Source organism: Clostridium bowmanii (genome assembly GCF_018861315.1).
Lineage (GTDB): Bacteria > Bacillota > Clostridia > Clostridiales > Clostridiaceae > Clostridium_AD > Clostridium_AD bowmanii.
Genome location: NZ_JAHLDL010000038.1, coordinates 24,490 through 40,811, shown reverse-complemented (window position 1 = coordinate 40,811; position 16,322 = coordinate 24,490). Strand labels below are relative to the sequence as shown.

Sequence of the window (16,322 nt, the reverse complement as noted above, 5' to 3'; positions counted from 1 at the left end):
ATAAAACTAAAAATTCCTTTTTGTAAATAATTGTAAATAAATATCTTTTAAGTAAATAATTAGTTTCTAAATTCATTCAGCGGAATATAAGCTGTATAAACTTGGCAGTCAATTACAACAAACGTCTTTTCCTCAAGGACCGTGCTAAGATTAATAAAGGCTACTTTAGATGCATTATCCATAGTTGAAAACATTGATTCTCCAAAAAAACATTTTCCCATACTTACACCATATAATCCACCAACTAATTTATCTTCATACCAAGTTTCTACAGAATGAGCGAACCCAAGCTTATGTAGTTTACAGTAAGCTTCAATCATTTCATTTGTGATCCAGGTGCCTTCTTCTTTTCTCAAATTGGAACAGTTCGATATAACATCTCTAAAGCAAGTATCAAAGGAAACTCTATACTTATTCTTTTTAAGTAGTTTTTTCATAGAGTGAGAAATTCTAACATCTTTTGGATAAATAACAAATCGTGGATCTGGGGACCACCAAAGTATTGGCTCGTCTTCAGAAAACCATGGAAATATTCCATTAGAATATGCAAGTATTAATCTCTCAGGAGATAAGTCGCCATCTAGGGCTAAAAGCCCATCCTCCTCTGCAAGTGAGGGGTCAGGGAATAATATATCATTCGATAATCTATATATAGGCATAACATACTCCTTTCAAGGGATTTATTAATATACAAAAGTTATGAAGTTTATCCTACGTGCCTTGCAAACGAACTTGAAACTAGAAATTTGATTAAGAAATTCTAATCTTTTGCTAATAGAATATTCTCTACCGTTCACATTCGGCTTCCTGCCTCAGGTTCGCTAGCCTGACGTCCTGGCAGGCTCACGAGAATTTTATATTCGCAAAAGAAGAATTTCTAAATCAATTTTCAATAGTTTTGTTGTTTCTTATTGCAAGGCATTCCGGATAAATTTAATATTCCTATAATAATTATTTCAGTTGAAGATTAGTTGACAAAATTAACAAAACCTACTAGTTGTAATAAAATTCAATTTTAAAACATAAATTTTATTAGAGGAAGGTGATCTTATGTTTTTTGATGAAACTATTTATGGAGAATACAATCATATTATTACGAAAGCTTATGAGATCCATGATGATGAAGCACTTAAAAGGTTGGATTATGTGAAAAAAAATGTTCCTACAAATATATATAATATGTTTTTATTAGAAACATTGCAATGGCAACTTTGTATTCTATCATCTAAAAGGCTTGATTTTAAAGATAGTCATTTAGAACTAATATGTAGAGTTTTGTCGGAAACTATAGGAAAACTAGAAAATGAAACTAAATCAGATTTGCATCAATACGCAGTTGGAAATCGTTAATGAGTAAAATATCATAAGTGAATTCTAAAAAACTGTTATAATTGAGAATCTCAATCATAACAGTTTTTTTTGTGGTGAATTCATTATATGAAATGAATTAAAAAATGGATTGTTGTGCATGATAAAAAAGAGGAAAATTAAAATTAGTATTGAATAGTGTTAAGATGGATTATTTAAAAATAAATTATAATTTTGAGAGGACTTTTGTATATGAAACTATCTTATAAAGAAAGAATAAATAGTATCAAACCAGTAGTTGTAGTGAGCAGATGCTTAGGATTTGAAACATGTAGGTATAATGGACAGTTGGATAGTTGCCATTTAGTAGAAAAACTAAAGGATTTTGTGGAGTTTATAACTGTGTGCCCTGAAGTTCAAATAGGATTAGAAACACCTAGAGAAGCTATAAGATTGGTTAAAGAAAATGAAGATACACCTGTAAAACTTATACAACATAATACCGAAAGAGAATTAAGTTTGGAAATGATTGAATTTGGAGAAAAATTTCTTATGAACCTTCCAAAGGTGGATGGTTTTATGCTAAAAAGTAAATCACCCTCTTGTGGAATGAAAGAGGTTAAAATTTACAAAAGCATAGAAAAAGGTTCCACCTCTGTTAAAGGTAATGGATTATTTGGAGAACTTGTATTAAATAAGTTCCCTAATCTGGCAGTTGAAGATGATGGCAGAGTTAAGAATTATAATATAAGGCAACATTTTTTAACAAAGTTATATCTTATGAAGAATTTTAGGGTAATAAGAGAAACTATGCACATAGAAGATTTAGTTGAATTCCATAGTACTAATAAACTTCTTCTTATGTCATACAATCAAAAACAACTTAAAATATTAGGTGGCATTATAGGAAGTCATGGAGAATTTAGTGTGCAGCATGTGTATACTGAATATGAAAAAAATCTTGCTTTGGCCTTAAATAAGTTACCAAGATATACATCTAATATAAATGTGCTCACAAAGTCTATGGGATATTTTTCTGATAAGCTAACCCATAGGGAAAAAGAATTTATTTTAGATACAATAGATCAATATAGACAGAGTAAAGTCCCTTTTAGTGTTCCACTTTATGTTATAAAATCAAATGCTATACGTTTTGAAGAAAAAAATCTTATTAACCAAAGCTTCTTTGAGCCTTATCCTTCCAAATTAGATGATGTAACTGATTCTGGAAAGGGTCTAGATAAATAAAATAACTCTATTTAAGTATAAAATTGTAATATTATCACTTATATATTGAATAATACCCCTTTAATTGGACATAATTTCTAGTAAGGAGGGGTAATATGAAAAATAGAAAAGGTTTATATTTACTGTTAGGAATACTTTTAATTGCTTTCTTTGGAGCCAGCTATTCTATTGCCAACTATATAAATGAAAATAATATAGTGATAGAAGCTAGTAGTAAATTGCCATATTTAAAATTTACTGTAAAAAGCACTAATAATGAAAAAAATGCTGCGCTTCAAACATCAGTAACTACAAATATGGCTTCGGTGGCTAAAGATACAAAATTTGTTTTCAATATTAAATATAAAGATAAAGAAGTAAGAAATATGGTATTAGAAAAACATTTTAATGAATCTACTGTACTCAATAATAAAACGCAAAAGGAACTTGATGAGTTTTTTAAAACCCAGGGGTATATTGTTGATAGTATAACTAATGCTCACGTAGTTTTTGTCAATTATAGTGACAGGTACAGTTATAGTGCAAATAGATATTTTTTAGGGGTATATAATGATTTGGTCACAATTTATAAAACAGATGAAAACGGAGATATAACTGCTCATAAAGTATTTAATTCTAATGTATACTCAGAGGATGGTAGCCAGCAGAAATATGACTTTGGAGCAAAGGAAAGTGGAGAATTACAATATATTAGAATAGATGATTTAAAAGAAAAAGATGGATTAGTAGGTGACCTAATAAAAGGCAGAAAATATATAAACGATAGTAATGGCAGTCAGGATGCGGAAGTAGATCAGGAATATGAAAAGGGAGAATTTAAAACTCCTGAAAAGGCTTTTGATTATGCTAGGGGTTTATTAAAGTCTTGATATTCTTAGCTCAAAAAAGTATGTGTTTAAACCTTAGGAAGATATTTTCCTAAGGTTTTTGCTTTGGGTGAATTGAATAAAAAGCCTTTAATATTAAGTGTCCTAGGTAATGATTTAACAATGGGTAATTATATAAAATTGCTACGACTTAAAAATTTCCATTGTAATTATTGAATTAATAGCATTTAGGTGGTAAAGTATTATATGTCGATATGAAATGGTAGGATAATGATTAATTATTGTATTCTATCCAAGACAACATCTGGGAGGAATATTATGTACGAATATATAAAAGGAACTTTCGTAGGAATTAATAAGGATTATATTGTAGTAGATAATAACGGTATGGGTTATAAAATATATACTTCAGGAAGTACTATGGCAAATATGCCTAAAACTGACGAAAGTGTGTTATTATATATAAAGCAAATTGTAAGAGAAGACTTTATTGGACTATATGGATTTCTAACAAAAGACGAAATAAAGATGTTCACTCTTGTAATGAGTACCAATGGAGTTGGTGCAAAAGCAGCCTTATCACTACTCTCTATTTGCAGTGTTTCAAATTTAAAATATGCTATTGTATCAGGAGATGAAAAAACATTACAAAGGGCACCAGGCATAGGCAAGAAAATTGCTCAAAGAATAATTCTAGAGCTTAGAGAAAAAATACATATTGAGCAGTCTGCAGTTAACAATTTATCACAGGTTTCAGGTAGTGATGCATTAGAGGATAGAAAGCTTATAGAAGTTTTAGGAGCTCTAATGTCACTTGGATATTCTGAAAAAGAAGGGGAGAAGGCATTAAGTGCTACCAATAGAACACTATCACTTGAAAATATGATTAAAGATTGTTTGAAATATTTAATGAACTAAGGTGGGAGTATACAATGGATGATAATGAGGAAAGAATTATTACTTCTTCTATCATTGAAGAAGATATGGATGCTGAATATTCCCTAAGACCGCAGAATCTTAGAGAGTATATTGGTCAACCTAAGATAAAAGAAAAACTAAATATATTTATTAAAGCAGCTCAAAATAGAGAAGAACCTCTTGATCATGTGCTGCTATATGGACCACCTGGACTTGGTAAGACGACACTTGCTAATATTATTGCAAAGGAAATGAAGGGAAGTCTGAAAGTAACATCCGGACCAGCTATTGAAAGGGCGGGCGATTTGGCAGCTATTTTAACTAGTTTGAGCGATTATGATGTGCTTTTTATTGATGAAATACATAGGCTTAATAGGTCTGTAGAGGAGATATTATACCCTGCTATGGAGGATTATGCACTTGATATTGTAATTGGAAAAGGAGCTTCAGCAAAATCTATAAGGTTAGATTTGCCCAAGTTTACACTTATTGGTGCAACCACTAGAATTGGACTATTAACAGCGCCTTTGCGAGATAGATTTGGTGTATTAAGTGCCATGGAATATTATACGCAAGATGAGTTAAAAGAAATAATAATTCGTTCTGCATCTATTTTAAAAGTAGAGATAACTGAAGATGCTGCAATAGAAATCGCAAGACGTTCAAGAGGCACTCCGAGAATTGCTAACAGATTGCTTAAGAGAGTTCGCGATTATTGTGATGTTAAGGGAAATGGAATTATCGATTTAAATTTATCAAAGGCAGCAGCTGAACTCCTTGAAATAGATAGTGAAGGGTTTGATAGAATAGATAATAAAATGCTCCAAGCTATTATAGACAATTTTAATGGGGGCCCAGTTGGAATAGAGACACTCTCTTATTTTATAGGAGAAGAACTAGGAACACTAGAGGATGTTTATGAACCTTATTTAATTCAAAAGGGATTCATAATAAGAACTCCAAGGGGAAGAATAGCATCTGAAAAAGCCTATAAACATTTAAATAGACCAATAAAAAAACGAAGCAAACATAAAAATTTAAAACAATTTACAATGTTTGACGATGAAGAAAATGATGATTAAATTATTTTCATATAAAGAAAGGGTGTAATTTTTTTGAAAGTAAAGGATTTTTATTTTGATCTGCCTAAGGAGCTTATTGCACAACATCCTCTTGAAAAAAGAGATGAGTCAAGGCTTATGGTAGTTAATAAAGCAAATAAACAAATAGAGAATAAACACTTCAAAGATATAATAGATTACTTAAACCCAGGGGATTGCCTAGTGTTAAATGATACCAGAGTTTTACCTGCAAGACTTTTAGGAGCACGCGAAGGAACTGGTGGTAAAATGGAATTCTTGCTCCTAAAGAGAATAGATGTTAACCACTGGGAAACTTTAGTTAAACCTGGGAAAAAAGCGAAAATTGGAACTATGTTTATTTTTGGTGATGGACAGCTAAAGGCAGAGATTATGAGCATTTCTGAGGGTGGAAGTAGAATAGTAAGATTTGAATTTGAAGGAATATTTGAAGAGGTCTTAGATAAATTAGGTGAAATGCCACTACCACCTTATATAACTGAAAAATTAGAGGATAAAGAAAGATATCAGACTGTATTTTCAAAAGAAGTAGGCTCGGCAGCAGCGCCTACTGCTGGACTGCATTTTACAGAGGATTTACTAAAGCAAATTAAAGCTAAGGGTGTACACCTTGCCTTCGTAACACTACATATAGGTTTAGGTACTTTTAGACCTGTAAAAGCAGAAACCGTGGAAGAACATGAAATGCATTCGGAGTATTATGTACTTAGTAGTGAAACAGCAGCGATAATTAATGAAGTAAAAGACAAGGGCGGCAGAGTAATTGCAGTAGGGACTACATCTAATAGAACATTAGAAAGTATAGTAGATGATAATGGTAGAGTAGAGGAAAAATCAGGATGGACAGATATATTCATTTATCCAGGATATAAATTCAAAATCGTTGATGCAATAATAACTAATTTTCATTTGCCAGAATCCACGTTAATAATGTTAGTTAGTGCTTTTGCAGGTCAAGATTTAATTATGGGTGCATACGATATAGCGGTAAAAGAAAAATATAGATTCTTCAGTTTTGGGGATGCAATGTTTTTATATTAGTAAGAGCTAACTTTTAATTATTGTAATGAAAGAAGGGCAAATATGTATAAATTACTTAAGAAAAGTGGTAAAGTAAGACGTGGTGAGTTTACAACAACTCATGGAACCATTCAAACACCTGTATTTATGAATGTGGGAACTCAAGCAGCTATTAAGGGTGCTGTTTCTAGTATGGATTTAAAAGAAATAAACTGCCAAGTTGAATTATCTAACACCTATCATTTGCACTTAAGGCCTTCGGACAAGGTTATAAGGCAAATGGGTGGACTTCACAAATTTATGAATTGGGATAGACCTATTCTTACTGATTCGGGTGGATTTCAAGTATTTTCGTTATCAGCTATGAGGAAGATTAAAGAAGAAGGCGTTTATTTTAATTCACATATTGATGGAAAGAAAATATTTATGGGGCCTGAGGAAAGCATGCAGATACAAAGCAATTTAGGATCAACCATAGCTATGGCCTTTGATGAATGTGTACCTAACCCATCTACTAGAGAATATGTAGTTGAATCAGTTGCAAGAACAACAAGATGGCTAGAGAGATGTGTGACTGAAATGGATAGATTAAATTCTCTTCCGGATACAGTAAATAACAAGCAAATGTTATTTGGCATAAATCAGGGGGGAACCTACGAGGATATTAGAATAGAACATGCTAAAACTATTAGTAAAATGAATCTAGATGGCTATGCTATAGGTGGCCTTGCAGTGGGAGAGAGTCATGAGGACATGTATAGAATAATTGATGCAGTTGTTCCACATCTGCCACAGGATAAACCAATATACCTTATGGGAGTAGGTTATCCCAGTAATATTTTAGAAGCGGTATCTAGAGGAGTAGACTTTTTTGATTGTGTATTGCCAGCAAGAAATGGAAGGCATGGACATGTGTTCACAAAAGATGGTAAAATAAATATAATGAATGCTAAATTTGAGCTAGATGCTGCTCCAATTGATGAAGGATGTCAATGTCCTACATGTAAAAATTATACAAGATCCTACATAAGGCACTTATTCAAGGCAAAAGAAATGCTCGCCATGAGACTTTGTGTGCTGCATAATTTATATTTTTACAATAAACTTATGGAGGATATACGGGCTGCCATTGATAATGATTGTTTTGAAGAATTTAAGGAAGAAAAACTAGCTCAGTGGAATGAGAAAGTATAATTATTTACTATAATATAATTAAACTGTAAAATTAAGAATAAGGGGTGCTTTTAATTCTTTATCAATTAATTTTTATAGGAGAATTATTTTATTATATTTTAGAAAAAATGTTATGGAAAGGAGGGGAACATAAATGAGTTCACAAATAGTATCTTTATTACCTATAATATTAATGCTAGTTGTATTTTATCTAGTAGTATTTATACCAGAAAACAAAAGAAAGAAAAGATATGCTGCACTTTTAAATAATTTAAAAGTAAATGATGAAGTAATGACTAAAGGCGGTATAATTGGAAAAATCATCAATATTCAAGATGACTATATTATATTGGAAAGTGGTCCAGACAGAACTAGAATTAAATTGGGCAAAAGTGGTATTGGCACAGTTATAAATACAAATAGTGCTGAAGTATTAGAGAAAAAATAGAAAATTAAGTAATAAACCCCCCCTTTTAATCATAATTAATATTATAGATTTTAAGTTATAAAAATTATTAAAATCTATAGAAAGGGGGGGTATACATGGAAAATAAAATAAAATATTCTTGCGCTGCAGAAGGAGTATTTAGGGCTGCAATTTTGACTTTAATTGTGTTGGTTATTTATTCTGTAATAACAATTTATTTACCAGCTAGCATGAAGGCAACATCTGTTTTTTATATTGTAATGACATTAATTAGTGTGCTTTATGGATCAATATTTGCTGCAAAAAAAGCAGGAGAAAAAGGTTGGCTAATGGGGATTATTGTAGCAGCTACTTACATGGTAGTATTATATCTAGTTAAAGTCGTTGGTGGTGGAAGTGCTGCAATTGGAATGAGGGAAGTAGTAAGAACATCTTTAGCACTCGGCATAGGTACTTTATCTGGAATGCTTGGAATAAATCTATAAAGATACTTTATTTATCCATGATAATATGATACAATCAATAAGTCACTTTACGATATGGAGGAATAAAAATGAAACATATAAAAACTATAAACGCAGCAACAATCAAAGAAAGTTTAAAAAAACCAGGATGTAGAGAATGTGCTAATTCTTGTCAATCAGCATGCAAAACTTCCTGCACAGTAGCAAATTTAGCTTGTGAAAATTAATATAATTAACGGGGCAGTAACTTAGGGTTACTGCTTTAAATTTAGTTAGGAGGAAAAAACTTGTCACTAATTCATAAATTTATTCAAGATAACGAACATTATGTAATTGATGTAAATTCCGGAGCACTACATTTAGTAGACGAAATAGTTTATGATCTTTTAGATGATAATAAACTTAGAGAAAAAGAAGAGTTAATAGAGGATTTAAAGGGTAAATATAAGGTGGAAGATATTGAAGAAGGGTACAGCGAAATCCAAAGTTTAATCCAGGGTAAAATGCTATACACAGGAGATTTATACAAAGAAATTGCAATGAATATTGGAGAAAAAGAGTCTTACATAAAGGCACTGTGTTTGAATATTGTACATGATTGTAATTTAAGATGTAAATACTGTTTTGCTGATGAAGGTGAGTACCATGGTTGCAGAGAAACAATGTCAGCAGAAGTTGGTATGAAAGCAATAGATTTTGTTATAGAAAAATCTGGGCCGAGAAAAAATATCGAGGTAGATTTATTTGGTGGAGAACCACTTATGGCTTTTGATGTAATAAAAGAGATAGTGGAGCATGCTAAAGTACAAGAAAAAATTTATAATAAAAATATAAGATTTACTATGACAACTAATGCTGTATTACTTAACGATGAAATCATGAAATATTTGGATAAGAATATGGGGAATATAATACTTAGTATTGATGGTAGAAAATCTGTTAATGATAAAGTCAGAGTAAGAGTAGATGGAAGTGGTTCATATGATAAAATACTTCCTAATATTAAAAAAATGGTTAATATGAGGGATAAGTCAAAATCTTATTATGTTAGGGGAACCTTCACTAGAGAAAACACTGACTTTTTTGAAGATATTAAACATATGGCAGACCTAGGATTTAAAGAAATATCTATAGAACCAGTAGTGCTACCAACTGAACATGAACTCTCACTTAGAGAGGAAGATCTACCGGTTATTTTTGAGCAATATGATAAATTATATAAGGACATGCTTCAAAGATATAAGGATGGAACTGAATTTAAATTTTACCATTTTAATATAGATCTGCAAGGGGGACCTTGTGTTTATAAGAGAATTTCAGGATGCGGAGCAGGTCATGAATATATAGCTGTTACTCCGAAGGGTGAGATATACCCATGTCATCAATTTGTTGGCAACAAAGACTTTATTATGGGCGATATATATAATGGTATGAATAATAAAAAAATGGAGCTAGAGTTTAAAGAAGCACACATTTACAACAAACCTACATGCCTCAAATGCTGGGCTAAATTTTATTGTAGTGGTGGATGCCAAGCTAATAACTTTAACTTTAATGGAGATATGCATATTCCTTATGAACTTGGATGCAAGATGCAAAAGAAAAGGATAGAATGTGCTATAGCCTTAAAAGCAAAAACCATGGGTAAGTAACTTACGTTTACCCAATATTGACTAATTTTGTTAATCATAATATACTTGTATTTGTGATTAAGCAACAGAGGGGGATAAAGATGAAAAAGAAAAAAAGCACCATACTGTTTTTGACCAGTGTTTTAGTTGTTGGGATATTGGCATATACAGGTTTTAATGGATTGAAAATAGGAGATTATAGGTTTAAACCATTTACAGAAACAATAAATAAAGGCTTAGATTTACAAGGCGGAATTTCAGTTCTTGAAGAAGTTCAAGGAGGAAAGGTTGATGTAAAGACTCTAGACAGAGCAATTGAGCTTATTTCTATGAGAGTTAACAAAATGGGAGTTAGTGAAACACTAGTTGCCAAAGAAGGTAATAATAGAATAAGAATTGAAATACCAGGTATGTTTGATTCTAAAGTAGTTCTTGATACTGTTGCAAAATCAGGAGAACTTAAATTCGTTGGACCTGATAAAGTTACAATTCTTACTGGCAAGGATGTGAAAGATGCTAATGCATCCATAGGTCAAGATAATAGACCAGTTGTAAATCTTGAACTTAATGATTCAGGAAAGAAAAAATTTGCAGTAGCAACTCAGAAATTTTTAGGACAGAAAATTACTATTTACATGGATAAAGATGTGTTAACTGATCCTACAGTTCAAGTAGCTATTACAGATGGTAAGGCTGAAATTTCTGGAAGCAAAGATTTAGCAGAAGCTACAAGACAATCTCAAATTATTAAATCAGGAGCATTGCCTGTAACACTAAAAGCTGTTTCTGTTAATACAGTTGGAGCTACTTTAGGTAAAGATGCATTACCATTAAGTATGAAAGCTGGAGCTATCGGAATACTATTTATATTGATATTTATGATGTTATATTATAGAGCACCAGGTATAATTTCAGATATATCACTGATTTTATATGTTGTTTTGGTTCTTGGAGCATTCTCAGCCATTAATGCTACTTTGACACTGGCTGGTATAGCAGGATTCCTACTTACGGTTGGTATGGCGGTAGATGCTAATGTACTGATATTCGAAAGAATAAAAGAAGAACTTAAAACTGGAAAATCAATAAAATCTTCTGTCGATGCTGGTTTTCATAGAGCCTTGTCATCAATATTAGATTCAAATATTACAACTATAATTTCTGCTTTAGTCCTTTATACTGTTGGAACAGGCGCAGTTAAAGGCTTTGCACTAACACTTATGATTGGTATAGTTATAAGTGTGTTTACAGCACTTACTAGTACTAAATTCTTATTAAAATTAGCTGTCGAAATGGGACTTTTGAATAAAACCTCTCATTTTGGCGTGAAGAGGGGGTAAGCATATGCTAAAGATAGTTGAAAAAACTAAATTATGGTTTGCTATGTCTCTATTCATTATTATAATAGGAATGGGATTCATGGTAACAAAAGGACTAAACCTTGGTATAGATTTTAAAGGTGGTACAAAACTTGATATTAAGATGAACCAGGCTTTTGTAAAAACAGATGTAGACAAAATTATAGACAAACACGCAAAAGGTGAATATTTGTCAAAAACATTAGATGAAGGCAAGAATTTGGAAATAACCGTAAAAAGTGATGCCCTTACCGCTGATCAAACAGCAACCATGGTAAAAGAAATTAAGAGCCAGTATAAATCTAGTGAGTTACTTACAGAAAATACAATTGGTGCAACTGTTGGTAGTGAATTAAAGACAAAAGCAATAACTGGCTTGATAATTGCCATGTTTTGTATGCTAGTGTATATTGGGATAAGATTTGAATTTAAGTTTGGAGTTGCAGCAATAGTTGCATTATTGCACGACATTCTAGTTATGGTCGGGGTATATGCAATATTCCAAATACCAGTAAATGCAACTTTTATAGCAGCTATTCTGACTATTGTTGGTTACTCTATTAATGATACTATAGTTGTATTTGATAGAATAAGAGAAAATCAAAAAAATATGAGAAAAGCTTCTATAGATGAGATTACAAATACAAGTATTACACAAACTATGGCAAGATCAATAAATACAGTTGCTACAACACTATTTACTATAATTGCAGTATATGTGTTTGTACCATCTATAAGAGAGCTTAGTTTTCCATTAATAATAGGTATATTAGTTGGATGCTATTCTTCAATATTTATAGCAAGCCCAGTTTGGGTGATACTTAAGAAAAGAAGTAAGAAAGCAATAGCTTAATAACTTAAATTTTCAAAATTAAAGACAAAGAAGTATGATGTATTAGGTACTTCTTTGTCTTTTTTATTTTCTTTAATAACATTTCAGCATTTTGAGGGGTTTTATGGTGGATTATCTTAAAAACATGAAAGTGAATAATAATGATTTTATAGATTATAATATGTATAATCCATTTTTATTAAAAGGAATGGAGGATGCATTATATAGAATTGTCAAAGCTATAAATGAGAGAGAAAAAATTGTCCTTTATGGATTTTACGATGTGGATAGTATTACGGCTATTTCCTTATTGATGTTAGTTCTGAAGTTTCTAAATGCTGATGTTGAGTATTTTATACCAAGTAAGCGAAGTGAAAATCGTGATTTGAATGAAAGTGATATTACCAGGCATATAAAATATTTAGGACCAGGACTTATAATAACCTTAGGCTGTGGGATAAATTCTTTCAAAGAAATAGAATTATGTAAATGCATGGGAATCGATGTTATAATAACTGATTTTCATGAACCCATTAAAAGGCATCCTGACACTATTGTTGTGGATGCAAATCAGAAGGGGTGTAATTATCCTTTTAAGGGGTTATCTACTTCAGGGATGGCATTTAAAATAGCTCAGGCTATATCATCGTACTATAAGATGAAATCAATAAATAAATATATGGATTTGGTAATGATAGGTACTATTTCAGGTATAACAAAGTTAGAGAGTGAAAATAAAATAATTGCAGAACGCGGCATGAAACAATTAGAAAATACAAATAATTATGGAATTCGTGCACTTATGAAAACTCATAGTATTGTGAGCATTAATAAAGACACAGTATCAAAATTGGCACTAACAGTGATGCCTACAGTTAATCCTGTTGGAAGAATGGATAATGCTAAAATAGTTGTTGAGTTGTTTATTACTTCAGACAGGAACAGAGCACTCCAGATATCAAAATACTTAGATAAGGAACTAAAAAATAGTCTCATACTAGGGTAAGATACTGAATAATCTTTCTGTTGCATAAATAACTTGTTATAATATATAATGAGCATTATATATTATAAAAAAAGTATGTTGAAAATAATAAAATGTTTCGTTTTGTACATAGTAATTTTATTTATTGGGGGGGAATATTCATGGATTTAAAAAACAGAATTAGAATAATAGAAGATTTTCCAAAAGAAGGTATCAGTTTTAAAGATATAACTACATTATTACAAGATAAGAATGCACTTAAGTTTACTATAGATGGTATGGTATCATATTTAAAAGGCAAAAATGTTGATGTTATAGTAGGACCAGAGGCAAGAGGATTTTTATTTGGTGTGCCAGTTGCCTATGCTCTTGGTGCAGGATTTGTACCAGTTAGAAAACCTGGGAAGTTACCTTACGACACTATAGAAATTGAGTATGATCTGGAATATGGCTTTGATAAACTTGAAATTCATAAGGATGCAATAAAACCTGGACAAAAGGTAGCTATAGTAGATGATTTACTTGCTACTGGTGGTACCGTGGCAGCGGTAACAAAACTTATAGAGCAAATGGGTGGAGAGATTGTTTCATTAAATTTTGTAATTGAATTAACTGGACTCAATGGAAAAAACAAATTACAAGATTATGATATAATGTCTCTTGTAAAGTATGATGTTTAATTAGGGTTCAAATTTAATTGACTAAATTATTAAAATAAAATTGCAAAATTCTACACAATAATATATAATATTAGTAAAAAGTATTGGCTGGTTAATAAAACCAGCCTTTGATTTTAGGAGTGTATAAGCCATGTTGGAAAAATTGTTATATAAGATTGAAAGTAATTGTAATACTGTAGATAAAGAGCTTATTACTAAAGCCTTTAATTTTTCTTATGCTGCTCATAAAGAGCAAAAGAGGGAATCAGGTGAGCCTTATATTGTGCACCCAGTAGAAGTTGCCTGTATTTTAGCAGAAATGGGACTTGATACCAGCACAATTGTTGCAGGGCTTCTTCATGATGTAATTGAAGATACAGCATATACTTTTGAAGATATAAGTAAGGAATTTAATATAGAGGTAGCAAATTTAGTTGAGGGTGTAACTAAGCTTGGTCTAATAAAATATAAGACTAAGGAAGAGGAACAAGCTGATAATGTTCGTAAAATGTTACTCGCTATGGCAAAGGATATTAGAGTTATCCTTATTAAACTTGCAGATAGACTCCATAATATGCGAACACTTAAATATATGCCAGTTGCAAAGCAAAAGCAAAAGGCAAAAGAAACTCTGGATATTTATGCACCACTAGCCCATCGTCTTGGAATGTCTAAAATTAAATGGGAACTGGAGGATTTATCTCTCCGGTATTTAAACCCAAATGAATACTATAACTTAGTAAGAAAAATAGCCGAAAAAAGAGTTGAAAGAGAAGAAAACATAAACAATATAATGTTGGAATTAAAATTCAACTTAAATATTGTTGGAATAGATGCTGACATTGATGGTAGACCAAAACATTTTTATAGTATTTACAGAAAAATGGTTGCTAAAAATAAGACAATAGATCAAGTTTTTGATTTGACTGCAGTTAGAATCTTAGTTAATGATATTGGAAATTGCTATGCGGCTCTAGGCATAGTGCATACTGTTTATAAACCAATTCCCGGAAGATTTAAAGATTATATTGCAATGCCAAAGCCCAACATGTATCAATCACTACATTCAACTGTAATTGGACCCCATGGAAAACCTTTTGAAATCCAAATTAGGACCTATGAAATGCACAAAATCGCAGAATATGGAATTGCAGCTCATTGGAAATACAAAGAGGGAAAAGAGGGCAATGATGATGAAAATGAAAAATTTGACTCTAAACTTTCTTGGCTAAAGGACATTCTTGAATGGCAAGGGGAAACCTTTGATGCAGAAGAGTTTATGGAAGGATTTAAAATTGATTTATTTTCAGATGAAGTTTTTGTGTTTTCGCCAAAAGGTGAAGTTATTAATTTGCCTCTAGATGCAACACCAATTGATTTTGCCTATAGAATTCATACTGATATAGGTCATAGGTGCATGGGTGCAAAAGTAAATGGGAGAATGGTACCATTGGAATACCACTTAAAAACCGGAGAAATTGTTGAAATTGTAACATCCTCATCACCTAAGGGTCCCAATATTGATTGGCTGAATATTACAAAGAGTAATCAAGCTAAAAGTAAGATTAAAGCATGGTTTAAAAAAGCTAAAAGAGAAGAGAGTATTGAAAAAGGCAAGGAAGTATTGGAAAAGGAATCTAAAAGGCAAGGATATAATTTTGGTGAAATCGCTAAAGGTGAAGCAATCGAGAAAATATACAAAAAATATAATTTTAAAGCTGTAGATGATTTATTTGCTTATGTTGGAGTGGGAGATATTATGCCTTCAACTGTAGTTAATAGACTGAGAGAGGTTTTTGAAAATAAAAATAAAATTGAAAATTTGACAATCGAGGACATTGAACAAAAGATAACAAAGAACACTAGCAAAGACGAAAAAAAGAAAACGGATTTTCAAGGATTAATAGTCAAGGGTGAAGGTAATGTACTTGTAAGATTTGCTAAGTGCTGTAATCCTGTTCCAGGCGATGATATAATAGGCTATATAACTAAGGGCCGTGGAGTTTCGGTTCATAGGCGCGATTGTAAAAATGTTGAAACCTTAATGAAAAATGAAATTAATAAAGTAGTTGAGGTAAGTTGGGGAGCTTCTGAGGGAAAAGGCTATATTACTGAGATTGAAATTAAAGCAGATGATAGGTATGGCTTATTGTCTGATATAATGGAGATAATTACAGTAACAAAAACGCAGTTGTATTCAATTAATGCAAAGACTTTAAAAAGTAATGTGGCTTTAATAAATATAAAACTAAAAGTGGCTGACATAGAGCATTTGAAAGAATTACAGAAGAAAATCACTAAATTGACTGGTGTAATTGAAGTTTACAGAATAAAGAATTAGAAGAGTAGTTTTATTCCATTTAGGAGAGTGA

Annotated in this window: 17 protein-coding genes; 16 read left to right on the top strand and 1 reads right to left on the bottom strand. The window is 31.5% G+C overall.

The features are described 5' to 3' along the window. Window positions 1-59 precede the first annotated feature (59 nt). Window positions 60-659, bottom strand: a complete 600-nt coding sequence (aat, locus tag KPL51_RS19530; protein ID WP_216165332.1) for a leucyl/phenylalanyl-tRNA--protein transferase — start codon at window positions 657-659, stop codon at window positions 60-62. 391 nt (window positions 660-1,050) lie between these two features. Here aat and KPL51_RS19525 point away from each other — a divergent pair, with 391 nt between their 5' ends. The 16 genes from KPL51_RS19525 (at window position 1,051) to KPL51_RS19450 (ending at window position 16,291) form a co-directional block, all read left to right on the top strand. Further along, window positions 1,051-1,350 carry a hypothetical protein gene (locus tag KPL51_RS19525; RefSeq protein WP_216165329.1) on the top strand — a complete coding sequence of 100 codons (300 nt, stop codon included), beginning with the start codon at window positions 1,051-1,053 and terminating at the stop codon, window positions 1,348-1,350. Window positions 1,351-1,560: 210 nt separating this feature from the next. Then, window positions 1,561-2,556: a YbgA family protein gene (locus KPL51_RS19520; protein WP_216165326.1), complete on the top strand. Its 996-nt coding sequence runs from the start codon at window positions 1,561-1,563 to the stop codon at window positions 2,554-2,556. A 95-nt stretch (window positions 2,557-2,651) separates the two neighbouring features. Continuing rightward, the gene (locus KPL51_RS19515) at window positions 2,652-3,425 is read left to right on the top strand and encodes a hypothetical protein (RefSeq protein WP_216165322.1); all 774 of its coding nucleotides are present in this window, start codon (window positions 2,652-2,654) and stop codon (window positions 3,423-3,425) included. Between the two features lie 276 nt (window positions 3,426-3,701). Next, a complete protein-coding gene (gene ruvA / locus KPL51_RS19510) occupies window positions 3,702-4,301 on the top strand; it encodes a Holliday junction branch migration protein RuvA (protein WP_216165319.1) in 600 nt (199 codons plus the stop codon). 14 nt (window positions 4,302-4,315) lie between these two features. Beyond that, on the top strand, window positions 4,316-5,383 hold the full coding sequence (gene ruvB / locus KPL51_RS19505) for a Holliday junction branch migration DNA helicase RuvB (protein ID WP_216165317.1): 1,068 nt from the start codon (window positions 4,316-4,318) through the stop codon (window positions 5,381-5,383). A 33-nt stretch (window positions 5,384-5,416) separates the two neighbouring features. Then, complete coding sequence (gene queA, locus KPL51_RS19500) at window positions 5,417-6,442, top strand: tRNA preQ1(34) S-adenosylmethionine ribosyltransferase-isomerase QueA (RefSeq protein ID WP_216165315.1); 1,026 nt, start codon at window positions 5,417-5,419, stop codon at window positions 6,440-6,442. 42 nt (window positions 6,443-6,484) lie between these two features. Then, on the top strand, window positions 6,485-7,615 hold the full coding sequence (gene tgt, locus KPL51_RS19495) for a tRNA guanosine(34) transglycosylase Tgt (RefSeq protein WP_216165313.1): 1,131 nt from the start codon (window positions 6,485-6,487) through the stop codon (window positions 7,613-7,615). A 133-nt stretch (window positions 7,616-7,748) separates the two neighbouring features. Further along, window positions 7,749-8,042: a preprotein translocase subunit YajC gene (yajC, locus tag KPL51_RS19490; RefSeq protein WP_216165310.1), complete on the top strand. Its 294-nt coding sequence runs from the start codon at window positions 7,749-7,751 to the stop codon at window positions 8,040-8,042. Window positions 8,043-8,137: 95 nt separating this feature from the next. Further along, on the top strand, window positions 8,138-8,506 hold the full coding sequence (locus KPL51_RS19485; RefSeq protein ID WP_216165307.1) for a TIGR04086 family membrane protein: 369 nt from the start codon (window positions 8,138-8,140) through the stop codon (window positions 8,504-8,506). A gap of 68 nt (window positions 8,507-8,574) precedes the next feature. Continuing rightward, complete coding sequence (gene scfA, locus KPL51_RS19480; protein ID WP_216165304.1) at window positions 8,575-8,712, top strand: six-cysteine ranthipeptide SCIFF; 138 nt, start codon at window positions 8,575-8,577, stop codon at window positions 8,710-8,712. A 60-nt stretch (window positions 8,713-8,772) separates the two neighbouring features. Beyond that, complete coding sequence (scfB, locus tag KPL51_RS19475; protein ID WP_216165301.1) at window positions 8,773-10,137, top strand: thioether cross-link-forming SCIFF peptide maturase; 1,365 nt, start codon at window positions 8,773-8,775, stop codon at window positions 10,135-10,137. An 80-nt stretch (window positions 10,138-10,217) separates the two neighbouring features. Then, on the top strand, window positions 10,218-11,456 hold the full coding sequence (secD, locus tag KPL51_RS19470; RefSeq protein ID WP_216165299.1) for a protein translocase subunit SecD: 1,239 nt from the start codon (window positions 10,218-10,220) through the stop codon (window positions 11,454-11,456). 4 nt (window positions 11,457-11,460) lie between these two features. Continuing rightward, window positions 11,461-12,327, top strand: a complete 867-nt coding sequence (gene secF / locus KPL51_RS19465) for a protein translocase subunit SecF (protein ID WP_216165296.1) — start codon at window positions 11,461-11,463, stop codon at window positions 12,325-12,327. Between the two features lie 124 nt (window positions 12,328-12,451). Continuing rightward, window positions 12,452-13,312: a DHH family phosphoesterase gene (locus KPL51_RS19460; RefSeq protein WP_376770106.1), complete on the top strand. Its 861-nt coding sequence runs from the start codon at window positions 12,452-12,454 to the stop codon at window positions 13,310-13,312. Window positions 13,313-13,452: 140 nt separating this feature from the next. Beyond that, entirely contained in the window at window positions 13,453-13,971 is a 519-nt protein-coding gene (locus KPL51_RS19455; RefSeq protein WP_216165286.1) for an adenine phosphoribosyltransferase, read from the top strand. A gap of 130 nt (window positions 13,972-14,101) precedes the next feature. Next, window positions 14,102-16,291, top strand: a complete 2,190-nt coding sequence (locus tag KPL51_RS19450) for a RelA/SpoT family protein (protein ID WP_216165283.1) — start codon at window positions 14,102-14,104, stop codon at window positions 16,289-16,291. Window positions 16,292-16,322 lie beyond the last annotated feature (31 nt).

Coding starts and splice junctions, on each gene's coding strand:
- aat (WP_216165332.1), bottom strand. CDS start 659: ATGCCTATATATAGATTATCGAATGATATATTATTCCCTGACCCCTCA.
- KPL51_RS19525 (WP_216165329.1), top strand. CDS start 1,051: ATGTTTTTTGATGAAACTATTTATGGAGAATACAATCATATTATTACG.
- KPL51_RS19520 (WP_216165326.1), top strand. CDS start 1,561: ATGAAACTATCTTATAAAGAAAGAATAAATAGTATCAAACCAGTAGTT.
- KPL51_RS19515 (WP_216165322.1), top strand. CDS start 2,652: ATGAAAAATAGAAAAGGTTTATATTTACTGTTAGGAATACTTTTAATT.
- ruvA (WP_216165319.1), top strand. CDS start 3,702: ATGTACGAATATATAAAAGGAACTTTCGTAGGAATTAATAAGGATTAT.
- ruvB (WP_216165317.1), top strand. CDS start 4,316: ATGGATGATAATGAGGAAAGAATTATTACTTCTTCTATCATTGAAGAA.
- tgt (WP_216165313.1), top strand. CDS start 6,485: ATGTATAAATTACTTAAGAAAAGTGGTAAAGTAAGACGTGGTGAGTTT.
- yajC (WP_216165310.1), top strand. CDS start 7,749: ATGAGTTCACAAATAGTATCTTTATTACCTATAATATTAATGCTAGTT.
- KPL51_RS19485 (WP_216165307.1), top strand. CDS start 8,138: ATGGAAAATAAAATAAAATATTCTTGCGCTGCAGAAGGAGTATTTAGG.
- scfA (WP_216165304.1), top strand. CDS start 8,575: ATGAAACATATAAAAACTATAAACGCAGCAACAATCAAAGAAAGTTTA.
- secD (WP_216165299.1), top strand. CDS start 10,218: ATGAAAAAGAAAAAAAGCACCATACTGTTTTTGACCAGTGTTTTAGTT.
- secF (WP_216165296.1), top strand. CDS start 11,461: ATGCTAAAGATAGTTGAAAAAACTAAATTATGGTTTGCTATGTCTCTA.
- KPL51_RS19460 (WP_376770106.1), top strand. CDS start 12,452: ATGAAAGTGAATAATAATGATTTTATAGATTATAATATGTATAATCCA.
- KPL51_RS19455 (WP_216165286.1), top strand. CDS start 13,453: ATGGATTTAAAAAACAGAATTAGAATAATAGAAGATTTTCCAAAAGAA.
- KPL51_RS19450 (WP_216165283.1), top strand. CDS start 14,102: ATGTTGGAAAAATTGTTATATAAGATTGAAAGTAATTGTAATACTGTA.